19 protein-coding genes are annotated in these 14,310 nt (G+C 61.9%); 2 read left to right on the top strand and 17 right to left on the bottom strand.

Annotation, left to right across the window (positions count from 1 at the left end; translation table 11 throughout):
- From GZH91_RS02550 to GZH91_RS02505, 10 genes are all read right to left on the bottom strand, one after another.
- Positions 1-681, bottom strand: a complete 681-nt coding sequence (locus GZH91_RS02550) for a TraV family lipoprotein (RefSeq protein WP_147074322.1) — start codon at positions 679-681, stop codon at positions 1-3.
- Positions 678-1,496 (bottom strand): DsbC family protein, encoded by an 819-nt coding sequence (locus GZH91_RS02545; RefSeq protein WP_147074320.1) that lies wholly within the window; start codon positions 1,494-1,496, stop codon positions 678-680. Before GZH91_RS02545 ends, GZH91_RS02550 begins: the two co-directional genes overlap by 4 nt.
- Positions 1,483-2,868, bottom strand: a complete 1,386-nt coding sequence (locus tag GZH91_RS02540; RefSeq protein WP_147074318.1) for a TrbI/VirB10 family protein — start codon at positions 2,866-2,868, stop codon at positions 1,483-1,485. Before GZH91_RS02540 ends, GZH91_RS02545 begins: the two co-directional genes overlap by 14 nt.
- A 2-nt stretch (positions 2,869-2,870) precedes the next feature.
- On the bottom strand, positions 2,871-3,677 hold the full coding sequence (locus tag GZH91_RS02535; protein WP_147074316.1) for a type-F conjugative transfer system secretin TraK: 807 nt from the start codon (positions 3,675-3,677) through the stop codon (positions 2,871-2,873).
- Positions 3,674-4,231, bottom strand: coding sequence for a type IV conjugative transfer system protein TraE (traE, locus tag GZH91_RS02530; RefSeq protein WP_147074314.1), 558 nt, complete (start codon positions 4,229-4,231; stop codon positions 3,674-3,676). Before traE ends, GZH91_RS02535 begins: the two co-directional genes overlap by 4 nt.
- Before the next feature lie 16 nt (positions 4,232-4,247).
- Positions 4,248-4,547, bottom strand: coding sequence for a type IV conjugative transfer system protein TraL (gene traL, locus GZH91_RS02525; RefSeq protein WP_147074312.1), 300 nt, complete (start codon positions 4,545-4,547; stop codon positions 4,248-4,250).
- A 33-nt stretch (positions 4,548-4,580) separates the two neighbouring features.
- On the bottom strand, positions 4,581-4,934 hold the full coding sequence (locus tag GZH91_RS02520; protein WP_147074311.1) for a hypothetical protein: 354 nt from the start codon (positions 4,932-4,934) through the stop codon (positions 4,581-4,583).
- A gap of 74 nt (positions 4,935-5,008) precedes the next feature.
- Positions 5,009-5,680 carry an OmpA family protein gene (locus tag GZH91_RS02515; protein WP_161984158.1) on the bottom strand — a complete coding sequence of 224 codons (672 nt, stop codon included), beginning with the start codon at positions 5,678-5,680 and terminating at the stop codon, positions 5,009-5,011.
- A gap of 35 nt (positions 5,681-5,715) precedes the next feature.
- Complete coding sequence (locus tag GZH91_RS02510; protein ID WP_147074307.1) at positions 5,716-6,264, bottom strand: lytic transglycosylase domain-containing protein; 549 nt, start codon at positions 6,262-6,264, stop codon at positions 5,716-5,718.
- A 192-nt stretch (positions 6,265-6,456) separates the two neighbouring features.
- On the bottom strand, positions 6,457-6,960 hold the full coding sequence (locus tag GZH91_RS02505; protein ID WP_147074305.1) for a hypothetical protein: 504 nt from the start codon (positions 6,958-6,960) through the stop codon (positions 6,457-6,459).
- Positions 6,961-7,384: 424 nt separating this feature from the next.
- Between GZH91_RS02505 and GZH91_RS02500 the strand changes: the two genes are divergently transcribed.
- Positions 7,385-8,515, top strand: a complete 1,131-nt coding sequence (locus tag GZH91_RS02500; protein WP_198415376.1) for a transposase — start codon at positions 7,385-7,387, stop codon at positions 8,513-8,515.
- A gap of 33 nt (positions 8,516-8,548) precedes the next feature.
- Entirely contained in the window at positions 8,549-8,935 is a 387-nt protein-coding gene (locus GZH91_RS17740; protein ID WP_198415375.1) for a hypothetical protein, read from the top strand.
- A 133-nt stretch (positions 8,936-9,068) separates the two neighbouring features.
- On the opposite strand, the gene GZH91_RS02495 is transcribed toward GZH91_RS17740, so the two are convergent.
- The 7 genes from GZH91_RS02495 to GZH91_RS02465 form a co-directional block, all read right to left on the bottom strand.
- Positions 9,069-9,431, bottom strand: a complete 363-nt coding sequence (locus GZH91_RS02495) for a DUF7884 domain-containing protein (RefSeq protein ID WP_147074302.1) — start codon at positions 9,429-9,431, stop codon at positions 9,069-9,071.
- Positions 9,432-9,704: 273 nt separating this feature from the next.
- Positions 9,705-9,959 (bottom strand): thioredoxin family protein, encoded by a 255-nt coding sequence (locus GZH91_RS02490; RefSeq protein WP_147074300.1) that lies wholly within the window; start codon positions 9,957-9,959, stop codon positions 9,705-9,707.
- Positions 9,956-10,177 (bottom strand): heavy-metal-associated domain-containing protein, encoded by a 222-nt coding sequence (locus GZH91_RS02485; protein WP_161984157.1) that lies wholly within the window; start codon positions 10,175-10,177, stop codon positions 9,956-9,958. Before GZH91_RS02485 ends, GZH91_RS02490 begins: the two co-directional genes overlap by 4 nt.
- Before the next feature lie 101 nt (positions 10,178-10,278).
- Positions 10,279-11,541, bottom strand: a complete 1,263-nt coding sequence (locus GZH91_RS02480) for an HD-GYP domain-containing protein (protein ID WP_223264600.1) — start codon at positions 11,539-11,541, stop codon at positions 10,279-10,281.
- A gap of 19 nt (positions 11,542-11,560) precedes the next feature.
- Positions 11,561-11,689 carry a DUF2933 domain-containing protein gene (locus GZH91_RS02475; protein ID WP_147074297.1) on the bottom strand — a complete coding sequence of 43 codons (129 nt, stop codon included), beginning with the start codon at positions 11,687-11,689 and terminating at the stop codon, positions 11,561-11,563.
- Between the two features lie 46 nt (positions 11,690-11,735).
- Entirely contained in the window at positions 11,736-13,415 is a 1,680-nt protein-coding gene (gene glgP, locus GZH91_RS02470; RefSeq protein WP_174861864.1) for an alpha-glucan family phosphorylase, read from the bottom strand.
- Between the two features lie 105 nt (positions 13,416-13,520).
- Positions 13,521-14,297 carry a hypothetical protein gene (locus tag GZH91_RS02465; RefSeq protein WP_198415373.1) on the bottom strand — a complete coding sequence of 259 codons (777 nt, stop codon included), beginning with the start codon at positions 14,295-14,297 and terminating at the stop codon, positions 13,521-13,523.
- Positions 14,298-14,310 lie beyond the last annotated feature (13 nt).

Raw genomic sequence — 14,310 nt, 5'->3', positions numbered from 1 at the left:
TCATTGGCCGTCGTCGGCAGGCAGATCGCTCGCGCCCGGCAACGGTTTCGAGGGGGCTGCCAGGGGGCCGGGCGTGTTCTCTGGCGGAGCGGCACCGAAGAAACCGGGATCGGCCGGCTTGGCTGGTGCGGTGGTGGGCTGCGACACCGATGCCGAAGCGGCCGGGTGCGGCGGACGAATCGGTGCATAGGCATCGCGGATCCGCCGCTGCGCGTGATCGATCAGCCAGCGGCCATTGTCGATCTGCACGTAGACGAAGCCCTGGTCGTACAAGTCGTAGTCCGCGTCTTCCCAGGGTTTGAACCAGAGCCGCAGCACGCGGGCCTGGGAGCGCAGGGGCAAGGCCGCGAGTGTCACGGGCGGCGTATTGCCGGTGCCCGTTTGGCCGATAACCGGCAAACGTGCGGCTGCCACTGCCGAGGCATTCACGGCGGCCGGTCGCGGACCAGCGGCAGCAGTGCTGCCCGCCGCATCGGTCTGGCGGCGCTGGCTCGGCAGATCGTTCCGGATCGCGTTGTAATAATTGCCGGACACCGAATCGCACTGCATGCCCTGCGGCGCCTTGCAGCCGTACTCGGTACTGCCGCCCAGGCCGCTGATGCTGGCGCACGCGGACAACAGGAGCGAAACGCAGGCGACCAGCGCGGTGATGCCGCGCGTCGAAATGAATGGGAGGGTCATTGCGGGGCCTCCTTCTGACGGGCAGCGCCGGCATCGGGCGAATGGGAGGCCGCAAGCACCAGACGGGATTCGATTTCGGCGGCATCGACATAGCCATCGCTGCGACGGCCGTCCGCATAGAAGATCGTGGGCGTGCCGCGCACCTTCAGCCGCTGGGCGAGCGCGAGATTGCGTTCGAGCGGATGCGCGCAGGAGGTGGGCGATGGGGACGTGGCTAGCAAACTCTGGTCGCCCCGCTGCATGGTTTGGTGCCAGGCTTTCTGCCGGTCAGCAGCGCACCAGACGGCGGTCGGTAGCGCATAGCCCTGGAACGGCACCAGGAACGTGTAGATCGTCACGTTGTCGAGCTTATCGAGCTCCGGTTCCAGCCGCTTGCAATAAGGACAGGCGGGGTCGCTGAAGATGACGACGGTGCGGCTGGCGTTGCCGCGCACGGTCTTGATGGCGTCGGCCAGCGGTAACTGCTCGACCGGGACGGCGGGCGCGATGTCTTCCCGATCCCCGGCGACCAATCGCAGGCGCTCCGCTTGGGCGAGTCTCGGCGCGGTCAGGTCGGTCATGGTCTTCGTGTCGAACACGCGGCCGAAGACCAGGTAGCGCAGGTTCCTGTTGGAAACGAACGCCACGTTGGGACCCATCCACACCTCGTACAGACCGGGAATGGGTGTGCGGGAGACGCCGGTGAAGTGTGTGCCGGGGTGCGCCTTCTGCAGTGCAGCCAGCAGGCGCGTCTCGTCGGCTGCCGCAGCGGCGTCGAAAGAGATACCCGCAAGGGCCAGGGCGACAGCCAGCAGCGCACGGTCAGTAGTCTTCATCGTCGGATTCCTTCAGGTAGCGTTCTTCGGGCGAACGGCGCGCAAAGGCGACGTTCGATGTCGGGCGAGCTTTGGCGATGACGGGTGCGTCAATGCGCACACCCTTGGTGATGACGACATCGACCTCGCGACCGGCGTCGATTTCGACGACGGGGAAAGTCTGTTCGGCGAGCTTGATGTAGTACTGGGCCAGCCGGTCCAGCGCGCGGCCGACGCCGCTGCCGAGCCCGGCGCGGTAGGTTTCGCTGCCTGAGGTGCTGGCGATGGTGCCGAGCGCCGAGGTGCTGTAGTTCGTGGAGGATGTCGACAGGCCTTGGCCGATGCCGCTGGCGATGCCGGCGAGCAGGGCGTTGGCCAGCATCTGTCCCTGCTTGGTGACCAGACGCCCGCGCATGCCGACCTTGCCGTCTTCGCCATACACGCTGCCCTGTATCTTGACTTCGAGCGTGGAGCCGTCATCGCGTACGCATGACAGGTTCTCGGTGCGCAGGTAGGCGCGCTCGGAACTGATGTCGCCATAGCCGGCGGCGATGACGAAGCACTCCCGATACTCGCCCCGGAACTTGTTGGGCAGCACGGAGTTGTCGGAAAGCCGGATCAGCACCGGCTGCGGATTGGATTGGGACTGGCCGCCAGTCGGTGCGTCCAGCCCGCCAAGCAAAACGCCGCGCGTGAAACTGACCGGCAGATAGGTGTCGATCGTGCCGGTGCGGCCGCCGCCATTGCGCCCCGGCTTGGCGGACGGAGACTGGGGTGCCTGGGACTGCGTCACCTTGCCTGCGTCGGCCATCGACACATGCACCAGTCCCGGTGTCCGTGTTTCCACGCCGTCGGCCGGCGCACCCGCAGGCACTGCCGCAGACGGAACGGATCGCCCAGGCGGCGGAGGCAGATTGGCGGGCAAAGCGCTGGGAGGTGGATACTGCGTCGGTGCCGGTGGTGTTGGCGTTGGCGGTGGTGTTGCAGCGGCAGTCTGAGCCTGTCCGGCCGCAGTCAGCCGTTGCTCCAGCTCGCCGAAACGCTGCATCGTCCTGTCTTCGAACTCCTTGCGGTCCCGGTTGACGCGGGATTGCTCTTCGCGCTCGTGCTCGTACTGGGCGAGCTTGCGGCCGGCGGTACCGACCCACTGGTCGACCGGATTGACCTGCTGGCCCGGCGACATGACGCCGATGTTGGTGACCGAGGCCGCACCGGCGGATACGGCGGACTGTTGTGAATCGGCGATCTTCGTTGCGCCGCCGGTGAAGGCAAAGACGGCCCACAAGGCCCCGACGCCGCACGCCATGATCGCCGCGAGCGTTGCGTACTGGCGCTGCTTCGGGGTGAGACGCCCAATCGCGCTCCTGAACTTCGATGTATCGAATGCGCCCATGGTCAGCTCCCCAGCCGGATCACGTAGACGCTGGTGCTTTCACCGGGGCGGAGATTGAGGTTCTCGATGGCGACGCCGACGACGCCGCCCTCCTCCCGGTCGAATTCCTGTTCGGCCAGCACCATCGTTTGATCGCTGATATTGGTCAGCAGGTATTTCTCGCCGACCAGGCCGCGTCCCTCGTAGGTCCGCATCAGCGAGAACTTGGCCTCGCTCCAGAGCTGGACCGGCCGGTCGATTTCTTCCACGCGCACATCCGGTGCGACCCGGTCGGAGGCCATCGCCACCAGCAGCGCTTTCATCGCGCGGATATGATTGGCGGACGCCCCGAGCGGACCTTGACGCGTGGGGGAAAGTTCGGGCCCCGCCAGTCGCGCTGTCCTGTCGCGGATGACGATGGTGTCGGACGGCGTGTCCGAGCGCCGCAGCAGCAGTGTGTAGGTGGCGTTCGCCGAAGACACGAACAGGTTGACCGGCTTGGTCGAGTCGCCGACCGGGCGCACGTAGATTTCCCCCTTGTCGCGGTCGCACTCCAGCGCAATTTCGCCGGCCGGATTGACGGTTGGTGTCGCGGGCGACGGCGTACCCGCCGCGGCGGCGGGCAGCCCGCAATTGCTCGAGTAGAGGTTGCCGAACACGTCGGTGATCGATGCGTTCTCGATCCGGATGCGGGTCGGTTCCTTGATCGCGATGACCGCTTCGACAGTGACGCCGTCGTGCGCTTCGACGATCTGCAGGGCATGGGCGGAGAGGCTGGCGAGCGCTGCCGCCGTCGCCAGCGGCGGCAAAAACCACGGCTTGCTGATCATTGGGAAATCTCCTTGAAGGCTTTCAGATGCATGCGGCCGCCGACGTACTGGAACTCGGCGAGGTAGGCCTTGGTTTCCGTCGCCGTGTCCTGGCCGTTCACCTGGGTGCGCAAGCGCCCACGAACGACGACGGTCTGGTTGTCCTCATTCGCGACGAGCTGCTGCGGCAGGAAAAAAGTGCTGGCGTTGATGCGCTTGAGCCGCTCGGCCTCGATTTCCTGGCGCGACTTCATGGCGCCGTACCGGTCGGGCGCGACGTAGTTGAGCAGGATGTCTTTCTTCCAGTCGATCGATGCGGGCGTGACGTCCAGAATCAGCCAGGCGACGAAGCTGCCCATCTGCTCCAGATACTCGCGGCTGACGCGGTCCTTGGTGACCCAGAAGGTCTTGTCGATCGACGGCGGCACGACGATGGTGCGCTCCGTGCCGATCAGGTTGAGGATGATGACGAGGCAGGTAAGCAGTGCTGCGACCAGGCCGCCGATGGCCAGACCTAAGCCCCGGTTGCGGCGGCGCATCTCCTTCAGATCGCTGCTGAGCTTGGCGTAGTCCATAGCGGGCCCGTCCGGTTCAGCCGACCATGCGGCGCAGGTGAGAAGGCGGCGTCACACGCATCGCGGTGAGCGGATTGGGCGGCAGGCGCCAGTAGATCCAGTGCATCGCGAAGGCCGGGTGCTTGTCCGCCTTGGTGCGGGAGAGCCAGCGGGAGAGGAAGATGCCTACGCCCAAGCAGACGGCGAATGAAGCCTTGGAGCCGGACATGTAACCGACGAAGAAGCAGAAGAGGATCGGGGCGGCAACGTCGACGTCCCAGAATCCGAGCTTCCACTGGTCGTCGAGACGCCGGGGAATATAGGTTTCCGCCTGCATAGCGCTCTCCCGCTCGTGGTCGGCAATCGATGCTCAGAGAACCGCGCCCATGATCGCGCCGGCGATCACGAGGCCCACTGCGGCAAAGATCGCCAGACCGATGTAGAACAGCACCGGTCCGAAGTTGCGCAATGCGGAGAGCGAGATCAGCGCGACGACGAATCCCACGAACCCGACCAGCGCCTTGATACCCGGCCCCAGGCTGGCGATCTGAGTGAGCGCGGACGTCAGCGGACCCGTGATGCCGGTGAAGGCCACCAGATCCAGGGCATAGCCCGGGAAGGCGGTGCACAAGCCGATCAGGAGCGAGATCATCAGGGTCACGGCTAGCGGTTTGCGGCTCAAGTTGGGATGCGTCGTGGGCGAATTGAGAAGTGCTGTACTCATGAGAAGTTCTCCAAGGAAAGTTGAACGTCGAATGACTTGACTCGACACGTAGTGAGCAGGTGAAGACTTAAGCGTCATGGCGCCACCCGCTCGGGAACGCTGAAGACGATCTCGACACGACGGTTCTGCCGTCGGCCTTCCGGCGTGTCGTTGGATGCGATGAAGCAGCAGCGGCCACGGGCTTCGATCACCATGAGAGCGGGAAGCATGGGCTCGCGCCGGCGCAGGTAGTCGCGCACGGCGAACGCGCGTGCGCGGGCAAGCGACTGATTGGGGTTGCCGGCACCGATGCTATCGGTGCGACCGGAGATGACGATGCGATTGGCTTTACGCGCATAGGCGAGCGATTGCGTAAGTGCGGCCTTGCCTGCAGGTGTGAGCGCAGCGCTTCCCGACATGAAATGCACGATCACCTCGTGTCGTTCTGCGACGGGAATGGCGGCAAGCGCGGTGGTGGCGCGATCGGCCACCGGCTGGGGAACATCGGTACTCGACGCCGCCGAATTGACCGTTGGTTTGGGTGCTATCGACGCAGCGGCATCCGGCGCGACAGCCAAGGATTTTCGGGTGACCGTGGGGCATGCCGGTTCCGTGCAAACGGCAAACGCTGCGTCGCGGCCGAATTCCATCTGAGCGATACGCTGGACGGGAGCGCGTTGACCAGCGTGGCTGGCTTTTCCACCTTCGCCCTGGCGTTTTGGCAGCAGACTGCACGATGTCACGAACAGCACAATGCTCGCTGCCATGCTTGCTACGGCGAAGAGCCGGCAGGTGCTGAGCGTCATGGCGACACCCGCGCGGAAAGAATCAGCGGATGCCCGTCTTGGGCAACATCGTGGGAACGTTTGGCCTTCGTTGAAGCGGGTTGCCGTTGCGAAGCTTGTTGGGACGGAAGCTGCCGATAGACCAGCCACGCATATCTGGCGCGGGCGTTCTGGCAGGCCGCGCCCTTGAGTTGGGTGCAGACCGCGTTGTAGGCGCCGACACCGTCCCAGGTAGCGCCGTGCCGCGAAAAACTATGGGCGAGCAGCCAGGCGCCGACGTGGATGTTGGTGCAGGAATCGTAGAGATCGCGCTCGTGGATGCCGTAGCGCGCGAGCGTGCGCAGGTTCGAGCTGTTGATTTGCATCAGCCCGATGTCGTACGACCCGGTGCGGCTCCGGTGCGAGCGATTGACCGCCAGGGGGTTTAGATGCGACTCGACGCGGGCAATCGCGTACAGCAGCTGCGCGGAAACGCCATAGCGTTGCGCGGCTTGCTCCCAGCAGGCTCGGGCATACGCGGGAGCACACAGCAGCAAAAGCAGTCCAGCGGTTTGAAGATGTCGCATCACTCACCCCAACGAAGACCAGTGCGTCGCGCACGGTGCGCGGGCATCGATGTCGGGACCGGAATGTCCGGCCGTGGTCGGGTTCGGGTGAGCCTTGGCGACGATGGCCTAGGCGGGGTGGTACAGCAGCGGGTGAATCAGCAGGTCAGGGTGGCGGGCACCGTTGTTACAGGTCTGGCCTTGATGGCCAAGTCAGCTTGTCAAATGCGATTCCCTCCTTCTAGCAGCCCGACTGGCCATGTTGACGCGGGCCTGCTGCAGGACATTCGCGCCCGACAGGTCGGCCTGACTGCTCAGAGCCACACATGCAGTCGTCAGTTGGTCGAGTTGAAACTTCGGATTCGGATGCCGGTTTGCCGGTGACCGCTGCACGGCCAGCAGCAGGTCGTATTGCGGCATCCACATGGACTCACGACGGCGCGGGCCGTGCGGCGGACGCAGTACCAGTTCCGTGCCGAGGAATTCGAAGATACGCTCCGAGGCATCGTCGTTGGCGAAAACCAGCGATACGCAGGCACTGATCAAGTCGGGGAAGCGAAACGTCGGCGAGACGTTTTGTTCGCTCTTCAGAAGCGCGTATAGCCAATCGTGCTCTTCGAGCCAGAGCCGGGTTTCGATCGTCTCATCCGTGTGTTCGGCATCGAACCGGGTTGTCATCGAAACATCCTTTTGCTTGGTCGATGTGGCGGAGTACATAGGCATTCTCTCCCTTCGGTCAGTGTGCACCCTGGTGGGTGTGGCTGATGGAAACAGATTAGCGATGGATCGAAAGAAAGTCTCGGAGGAATAAGCCGTTTTACATGGGGTTTTTGCGATCAGCATCAAATTTGCCGTATTCGGAAAAGATTGTATGAATTGGGTTAAAGTCACTCATGCAAACTCAACCGCGTACATAATCCGCCAAGCAAGTGTTGCGGCGGATGACCAAGACGCTCTTCATGTACCCAGCCCTAGGGAAGCGCCGAACAATCGAGTGCACCGCACAAAATCTGAATTTCGGTGAATTTTCAGATTGCTTTTGAGCCCGGACATTTCAACCTAAAAATCTCAGTTGACGGTGTGTAAACTGCTTGAAACTCAGGCAGGCTGTGGGATTCATAACCATTAAAGGGGTCACCCAATGGGTGAGTCGAAAAAGAAGCTGGCGAAGCGCGAAGAAATGCTTTTGTCGTGCGCAGGTGTGCAGACGATGGCGGGTCGGGTACAGGTACGCTGGGATACCGAAAGTACCGCCACGCCGATGGGACAACTGGCCTATTTCATCGAGTTTCTCACCTTGACTGGACTGTGGTCGCGCTGGCTGGAAAGCTGTCCGCTGAGTTACACCAGCCCCAATGCGCCGAGCCGGGCGGATGTGCTGGGCACTTGGATGCTCTCGGTGCTGTCGGGCCACAAGCGCTACTCGCACGTAACAGCCATACGCTGCGATGGCGTCAACCCCGGCCTGCTCGACATGAAGAGGGTCATCTCCGAGGATGCCTTGCGCAATGCCTTGAAACGCATTCCCGAAACTGAAGGCACGGCCTGGCTGGACGCACACTTGTCCGGCAGCATTACCCGGCTGCTCGATGCGCCCTGGATTCTCGATACCGATACCACCGTCAAGCCGCTGTATGGCCATCAGGAGGGCGCGGTCATCTCCTACAACCCGAGAAAGCCGGGTCGCCCGTCGCACAGCTACCACACCTACCTCATGGCCAACACCCGCCTGGTGCTGGGTGTCGAAGTCCGTGCCGGTAACGAGCACACGGCCAAGCACACCCAACCCGGACTGTTGCAGATTCTCGACGACTTGCCCCCGGGCAAGAAACCGAAGCTGGTGCGTGGCGACAGCGCCTTTGGCAACGACCCGCTGATGACGGCACTGGAGGAACGGAGCCAACCCTACCTGTTCAAGCTCAAGCTCTCGAAGAACGTCAAGCGCCACATCGGCAGCCTGTTCCGCCAATCGGGCTGGACGGACGCCGGCCAAGGCTGGGAGGGAAAAGATGGGGAACTGGCGCTCACCGGCTGGGAAACGAAACGCCGGGTCGTCGTGATACGCCGACCGCTCACTGGCGAAATCATGATATGCGGGGAGGATGACGGCCAGCAGTTGCTGGCCCCTTTATCGAGGCAGATAAAAAGTCCGGCAAGGGCATTACCGGCTATGAATATGCCGTGCTGGTGGCCAACACGGACTACGAGATTCTCGGTCTGGGCCAGCTCTACCGGGATCGGGCCGATGCCGAGAACGCCTTCGACGAGCTGAAGAACCAGTGGGGCTGGGGTGGGTTTACTACGCATGATCTGCACCGCTGCCAACTCGCCGCGCGCGGTAGCGCTCATCTACAACTGGTGGAGTCTCTTCGTTCGTCTGGCCAATCCAGAGGCTCGGCGCGAGGCGATTACCCGCCGCCCGTGGTTGATGTCCTCGGTGGGGCGCCGAACGGAACATGCGGGCCAAACGACGATCACGCTGACCGGTTTGCACGCCCATTTCGAGAAGGCTCGGGCAGCGCTGATGCGTGTCTCTGCTTTGCTTCAGACCTGGGTCGCCCAGGCTGCGGAGCAGTTGAGTCAGACTACCGTCTGGAATCTCGTCTGCGATCATCTCAAATGGGTTCTCGCCGGAATCTCTCCTCTTCCAGCGCAGCGACTGCTCCAAAATCATGCGAGCAGGATCGGGTAACCGCTTTTTTCTAGGATCATTGGATACGTCATAGTGGAAAGCGATGGCCTGGCGATCCCGTGTCTTGGAATGCGCGCCCGCCAGGCGGGTAGCCAAGGATGCGCGCCAGCCTGGCGAAGCGGTACCTGCATCCTCATCTGCAGAATTCCCCAACAAAAGCGCTCCAGAAAGATAAGGCGGCCTTCTCGATGATGGACAGGCGCAAGGATTGCAGATAGTCCTTAAGATGCAAGGCGGCATAGAGATCACCCTCAATATCCACCTTCCCCAGAAAATAGGCTTCGGCCAGACGCAACGGATCGCGCGACAGGATCAGTTCCCGCAAGGGCCGGGGTTCCCGAAAAGCTAGGGTGAATGCAGGCGCGCCAGTGCCGAAGGCCAGGGTTTGTCCATCCCACAAACGCACTGCCATGCTGCCGGGATAATCCCGGAACACGCGCGCCACGATGCGTTCTGCCCGCTTTGCACCAGCGTTTGCAGATAAGAACAAATCCATGCGACCTCCTGTTGAGATTAGCCATGTTATTGTTACGCAACCTGAACAAGCTTTCGCGCTCGCTCTTCCCGCGCGCCATCCTCGGATGCATGAGCGCGTGTAGGCACTGTACAACCTATGCGCAGGTGACAGGTCAACCGCAACCTCGACCCTCGTAAGGCGCCACATCGGCAATCACCGCGCTGGACGCCGATTAGAGCATCGCGGATGCGCGCAACGTGGGGCGCTTCAGCTACGCCCCAGACAACCGTTCGCGCTCGTCCTTCCCTGTGGTCACGCGCCGGAAAGCTGCCTCAGGCGCTCGCGGAAGGCATCCTCCTCAAGTCCCCCGGTGTATTCGAGCTTGCCATTGAGCACGATGCCGGGAGCGGACAGCACGCGGTACTGTTGCAGGATCTCCGGGTGCACGGTGACGTCGATGTACTCCACCTTCAGCTCCGGGAAATCGGGCTGCACCTTCTCGATCACGTGCTTGGCCTTGGCGCATTGGGCACAATTGGGAACAGTGATGAAGAGCATGTCGATCATGTCCTCTCCTCCAGCCGGTAGCCCAACCCTTCCAGCGCCTGGTTCAGCGCTGCCAGACCGGCCTGGATGTCGTCGTACTCGACCTCCGCGCTGCGCGCGTCGTAGTCCGCGTGCGCGGATTTCACACCCTTCACGGTCTTGAGCACCATGCCGGTGGAAACGGCGCACGCACCGCAGTGCATGCCCTCCACCCGGAACATCTTCCGTACGATCGTCATATCGTTCCTCCTAAAAAGTTGCCAACAAAACGAGAATTGTCGCAAGCGCTGCGAGCCCAGCAAGATGGCGCGGCACGTCCGGTCAGCGCCATCGCATAACATCAGTCAAAGAAATATTTTTTAACCAGTTCATCCAGCAGGCGCGCTACGGTTGTTTCATCCGCGCCGTTTATCTGCGTGTAAACCGTGTGCACTATATCGACGAACGCATCCAGCAGGACCGGATCGAAATGTTTGCCGCGCTCGCGCTCAAGCAGACACAGCGCTTCGTCAATGGGCCACGGTTCTTTGTAAGGGCGCTTCGACACCAGCGCGTCGAATACATCGGCGATCGCGAAAATGCGAGCGTTCAAAGGAATCTGCTCGCCTTTGAGCCCGCGCAAATAGCCGTTGCCGTCGTAGCGCTCGTGGTGGAATTCCACCACGTCGCGGGCGTTCTGCAGCCACTCCGATTTGCGCAGGATATCGACGCCTAGCGATACATGGCCGTGCATGACGCGCAACTCGTCATCACTAAGCTGACCGGACTTGAGCAGGACTGTGTCGCTGATGCCGATTTTGCCGACATCATGTAGAAAGGCGCCCGCGATCAACTTGCGTAGCTGCGACGGCGCGAGGCCGATTGTTTCGCCGAGCCGGGCGGCATAAATCGTGACGCGATAATTGTGCGCCCCGGTATCGGCATCGCGCATTGCGATGGCGCTTCCCAGCACCTCCATCAGATTGATGTTTCCTTTTAGTAAATCACCCGAAAATTTGATCAATTCGCGGTTCAGCGAAATAATCACAGGATACAGCGCCAGCGCGCTAGCAAGCGTCACCAGCACCACTAACGACAAGGCGCCGAGCACGTCGTTGCGAATACGCGCGAACGTCTGGGGATCGACTTGGTACACGCCCTCGAAATAGCCGGCCAGCGTATCGTCAGACTGCTTGAGGGGCAGCAAAATATGCATCAGCAGCCGCTGGCGAAAAAAAGTGGCATTGTGCTGCGCCGTCCGCCCGGGGAGTAACAAGTGCCGATGCTGTTGCATCAGATCAACTGCGCTTGCTCCGGGCGCCGCGACTTGCAGAATCGGGTGCCGGTCGCGGTCATATAGCGTGATCATTAAAAATTGCTGCCTGAGAAGCTGCTCGGCCTGCCGTCTCAATGCGGCTTCATGCGCCTCGCCGGGGCGATTGAAGTGATACAGATTAGACGCTGCGAAACTGCGCGATCCGGCGATCGCGAGTTGCAGCACCAGCGCTTCCGCCTTGCGTATTTCGAAATACGACACTGCGGCGCCGATGACTACAGATAGCGCGAGCCAGGCAATCAACAGCCGCAAAATTACCCGTTTGTGGATTGACGCGCGATTCTTCATTCAGCGGATGCTATTGATCTCATGCGTTATACCGATACTCGTCCCCGCCACCGCCACGGTCGCCATGCCCGCCGTGTCCGAACAGATGCATGCCGATGAATAGGACGAAAATCACAACCCATATCCAGTTCTGCGCTAACCAGTCCATATCCTATCTCCTCGCTCATTATTTGCCGCCGCGTTTCACGAATGCCTCATCGGATGTACGCCTCCGTCGCATAGCGGCGCATCATGCGATGGCTGTTGAAATAGGACGCGTTCTTGCTGATCACGCCTTTCATCACTTTGACCCAGCCAGCCGGATCGCCGCTGTCTCCGTAATAAAGCGGCAGCACCGCTTGCTCGAGCTTGTCGTAGAGCGCACTCGCTTCATCATCCGCCACACCCGCCGCATTGCAGATCGCCCAGCCGGTCACGCCCTCGATGCAGCCCTCAATCCACCAGCCGTCGAGCACCGATAGGCTCGGTACGCCGTTGAACGCGGCCTTCATGCCACTGGTGCCGGAGGCTTCGAGCGGACGCAGCGGCGTGTTCAGCCACAGGTTCACGCCCGACACCAGGGCAAGCGCGGTTTCCATGTCGTAGTCGGGCAGATAGGCGACCGGCAAGCTGCCTTCGAGTGCGCGAGCATACGCATGCAGTTGCTCGATCAGGTGTTTACCTCCCTCGTCGCGCGGATGCGCCTTGCCGGCGAGCACGATCTGGAACGGGTGGCTGCCGGCGATCGCCTTCAGCCGCTCGTAGGGTGTTTGCTCTCCCGGCTGTTCCTCCAGCAGGTAGAGTTCGCGCTGGTCGCCGACGAACTCCTTGCCGGCGCGCTTGACGCGTGCGGCGAGGGCGACGGCAGCGTTGGGAGAGAGACGGAAGCGCAGATAATTGGCCCGGCCGTCCACCGGGGCTGAATCGTCGAACAGCCTTTGCGGCGGCGGCTTCAACTCCACCAGGACCTCGGCCGCAGTTTCAGCCAGACATTTGCCGGAGCGCAGATACCACGGCACCCCTTCCCAGCGCCACGAATCGATGAACAGCCGCAGAGCGCAGAACGTCTCGACATCCGAGCCCTGCGCCACGCCCGGCTCTTTCCGGTAGCCGGTGTACTGGCCGCGCACCACGTCGTCCGGCTGCAGCGGGCGCATGGCCTGGAACACCTTGGTTTTCTCGCTGTGCACGGCGCCATAGCCCTGATAGGCCGGCGGCTCCATGGCCAGCAGCGCGACAATCTGGAACAAATGGTTCTGGATAACATCACGCAAACAACCGGCGCTTTCGTAAAACGCGCCGCGGCCCTCCACGCCGAAATCCTCGGCCAGCGTGATCTGAATGCTGGCCACAAAGTTGCGGTTCCAGATCGGCTCGAGAAACGAATTGGCGAAACGGAAATAGAGGATATTCATGATCGCCTCCTTCCCGAGATAGTGGTCGATGCGGAAGATCGCGTCTTCAGCGAACACCGACAGCGCGATGCGGTTGAGCTTCCGCGCCGACGCCAGGTCGCGCCCGAACGGTTTTTCGACGATGACGCGCGGGCGGGATGGCCAGGTAGTGCGCCGGGCGCCGCCCAGCGCCTCTTTTATCGCCGTGAACGTGCCCGGGGCGTTATAGTCACCGCTCACGTAGCTAAGCAGCGAGAGCAGATGGTCGAGGGCTTTCCGGTCATCGATCCCGCCCGATTTCGCGATGCTCTCCGCCGCCCGCTCGCGCAATTGCGCCGAGCTCAACTTCGAGGTGGCGACGCCCACCACCGGCACGTTGACGCCGCCGCGTTTCGCCATTGCATAGAGCGCCGGGAAAATTCTCTTGTGGGCAAGATCCCCCGTGATGCCGAAGAGCACCAGTGCATCGGATTGCGTCGCGCCGTCATCGCGGTGGCCCATCTCGCTTTCCTCCTTTGAACTACGTATACGCGGCATAGCGCAGCGCAAACTTCGCATGCTGGATGACGGGCATGGTGTCATCCCGGTGTCCTGATCGCTGCGTCTTCAAAGCATGCGCTGGCGAGTGTGTTTTGATGGGCGATCAGCAAACCACATTTCCCACAGCGAAAAGAAAATTTGCACGCCCAGCGCCGAGCCCAGGAGCGCGCCGCCGCCCACGACCACATATGCAAACACCGGCTCGTACTTGGTCATCCACCACGAGCCGATGTCCGCCCAGATGGCGAGGTAGGGAATCACAAGGATCGGCAAGCGCCATTTCCAGGAAATTTCGCTCATCGCAAAAATTGTCCCGGTGAGCAGAAAAATGATGCTGATGCCGAACAGATGCACATGGGAAACGCGTGCCAACACGAGAAGAGAGGTTCCCATATCCACTTGGGCTAACGCCTTCACTTGCTCGAAGGTCGTCAGAGGCGGGATCGGCAAACCCGGCTTCGCGCTGTGACAAACAGCGCAAGTGTTCTCGAAGATGGGCTGGACGCCGGCGAATCCATCCTGCGTCGCGCCATCTCGCAGCCAGCCGACGACCTTCGCCTTGTCCGCAGCGCTGATCCGGCTCGACATGGATCCGCGTAAAGCGGACTCAAGACGAGTGCCACTCCGTTCACCATAGTATTTCGCTGCCACACTGGGGACGAGCGACATACCCATCCGCTGGTGCGGGTCGACATCTTGCAGAAAGAGGTAGTAGATCGCCGCGAGAAATCCCATGCCGATCGTGATCAGAAAGCATGAGAACAGCGCGCGCATCGCGACCGGCAACCTGCGCAGCGTCATACCTGTTATGGGCTGAGGATACTGTTTCAGGTCATGGTTCATCGATACCTCCCGA

The organism is Sulfuriferula plumbiphila (assembly GCF_009938015.1).
GTDB classification, from domain to species: Bacteria; Pseudomonadota; Gammaproteobacteria; order Burkholderiales; family Sulfuriferulaceae; genus Sulfuriferula; species Sulfuriferula plumbiphila.
Note: the sequence above shows the minus strand (reverse complement) of the source record. Positions and strands in the feature narration are given on the sequence as shown.

Excerpts from the sequence above, each read along its gene's own strand:
- GZH91_RS02550 (WP_147074322.1), bottom strand. The coding sequence starts at position 681 with ATGACCCTCCCATTCATTTCGACGCGCGGCATCACCGCGCTGGTCGCC.
- GZH91_RS02545 (WP_147074320.1), bottom strand. The coding sequence starts at position 1,496 with ATGAAGACTACTGACCGTGCGCTGCTGGCTGTCGCCCTGGCCCTTGCG.
- GZH91_RS02540 (WP_147074318.1), bottom strand. The coding sequence starts at position 2,868 with ATGGGCGCATTCGATACATCGAAGTTCAGGAGCGCGATTGGGCGTCTC.
- GZH91_RS02535 (WP_147074316.1), bottom strand. The coding sequence starts at position 3,677 with ATGATCAGCAAGCCGTGGTTTTTGCCGCCGCTGGCGACGGCGGCAGCG.
- traE (WP_147074314.1), bottom strand. The coding sequence starts at position 4,231 with ATGGACTACGCCAAGCTCAGCAGCGATCTGAAGGAGATGCGCCGCCGC.
- traL (WP_147074312.1), bottom strand. The coding sequence starts at position 4,547 with ATGCAGGCGGAAACCTATATTCCCCGGCGTCTCGACGACCAGTGGAAG.
- GZH91_RS02520 (WP_147074311.1), bottom strand. The coding sequence starts at position 4,934 with ATGAGTACAGCACTTCTCAATTCGCCCACGACGCATCCCAACTTGAGC.
- GZH91_RS02515 (WP_161984158.1), bottom strand. The coding sequence starts at position 5,680 with ATGGCAGCGAGCATTGTGCTGTTCGTGACATCGTGCAGTCTGCTGCCA.
- GZH91_RS02510 (WP_147074307.1), bottom strand. The coding sequence starts at position 6,264 with ATGCGACATCTTCAAACCGCTGGACTGCTTTTGCTGCTGTGTGCTCCC.
- GZH91_RS02505 (WP_147074305.1), bottom strand. The coding sequence starts at position 6,960 with ATGTACTCCGCCACATCGACCAAGCAAAAGGATGTTTCGATGACAACC.
- GZH91_RS02500 (WP_198415376.1), top strand. The coding sequence starts at position 7,385 with ATGGGTGAGTCGAAAAAGAAGCTGGCGAAGCGCGAAGAAATGCTTTTG.
- GZH91_RS17740 (WP_198415375.1), top strand. The coding sequence starts at position 8,549 with ATGATCTGCACCGCTGCCAACTCGCCGCGCGCGGTAGCGCTCATCTAC.
- GZH91_RS02495 (WP_147074302.1), bottom strand. The coding sequence starts at position 9,431 with ATGGATTTGTTCTTATCTGCAAACGCTGGTGCAAAGCGGGCAGAACGC.
- GZH91_RS02490 (WP_147074300.1), bottom strand. The coding sequence starts at position 9,959 with ATGATCGACATGCTCTTCATCACTGTTCCCAATTGTGCCCAATGCGCC.
- GZH91_RS02485 (WP_161984157.1), bottom strand. The coding sequence starts at position 10,177 with ATGACGATCGTACGGAAGATGTTCCGGGTGGAGGGCATGCACTGCGGT.
- GZH91_RS02480 (WP_223264600.1), bottom strand. The coding sequence starts at position 11,541 with ATGAAGAATCGCGCGTCAATCCACAAACGGGTAATTTTGCGGCTGTTG.
- GZH91_RS02475 (WP_147074297.1), bottom strand. The coding sequence starts at position 11,689 with ATGGACTGGTTAGCGCAGAACTGGATATGGGTTGTGATTTTCGTCCTA.
- glgP (WP_174861864.1), bottom strand. The coding sequence starts at position 13,415 with ATGGGCCACCGCGATGACGGCGCGACGCAATCCGATGCACTGGTGCTC.
- GZH91_RS02465 (WP_198415373.1), bottom strand. The coding sequence starts at position 14,297 with ATGAACCATGACCTGAAACAGTATCCTCAGCCCATAACAGGTATGACG.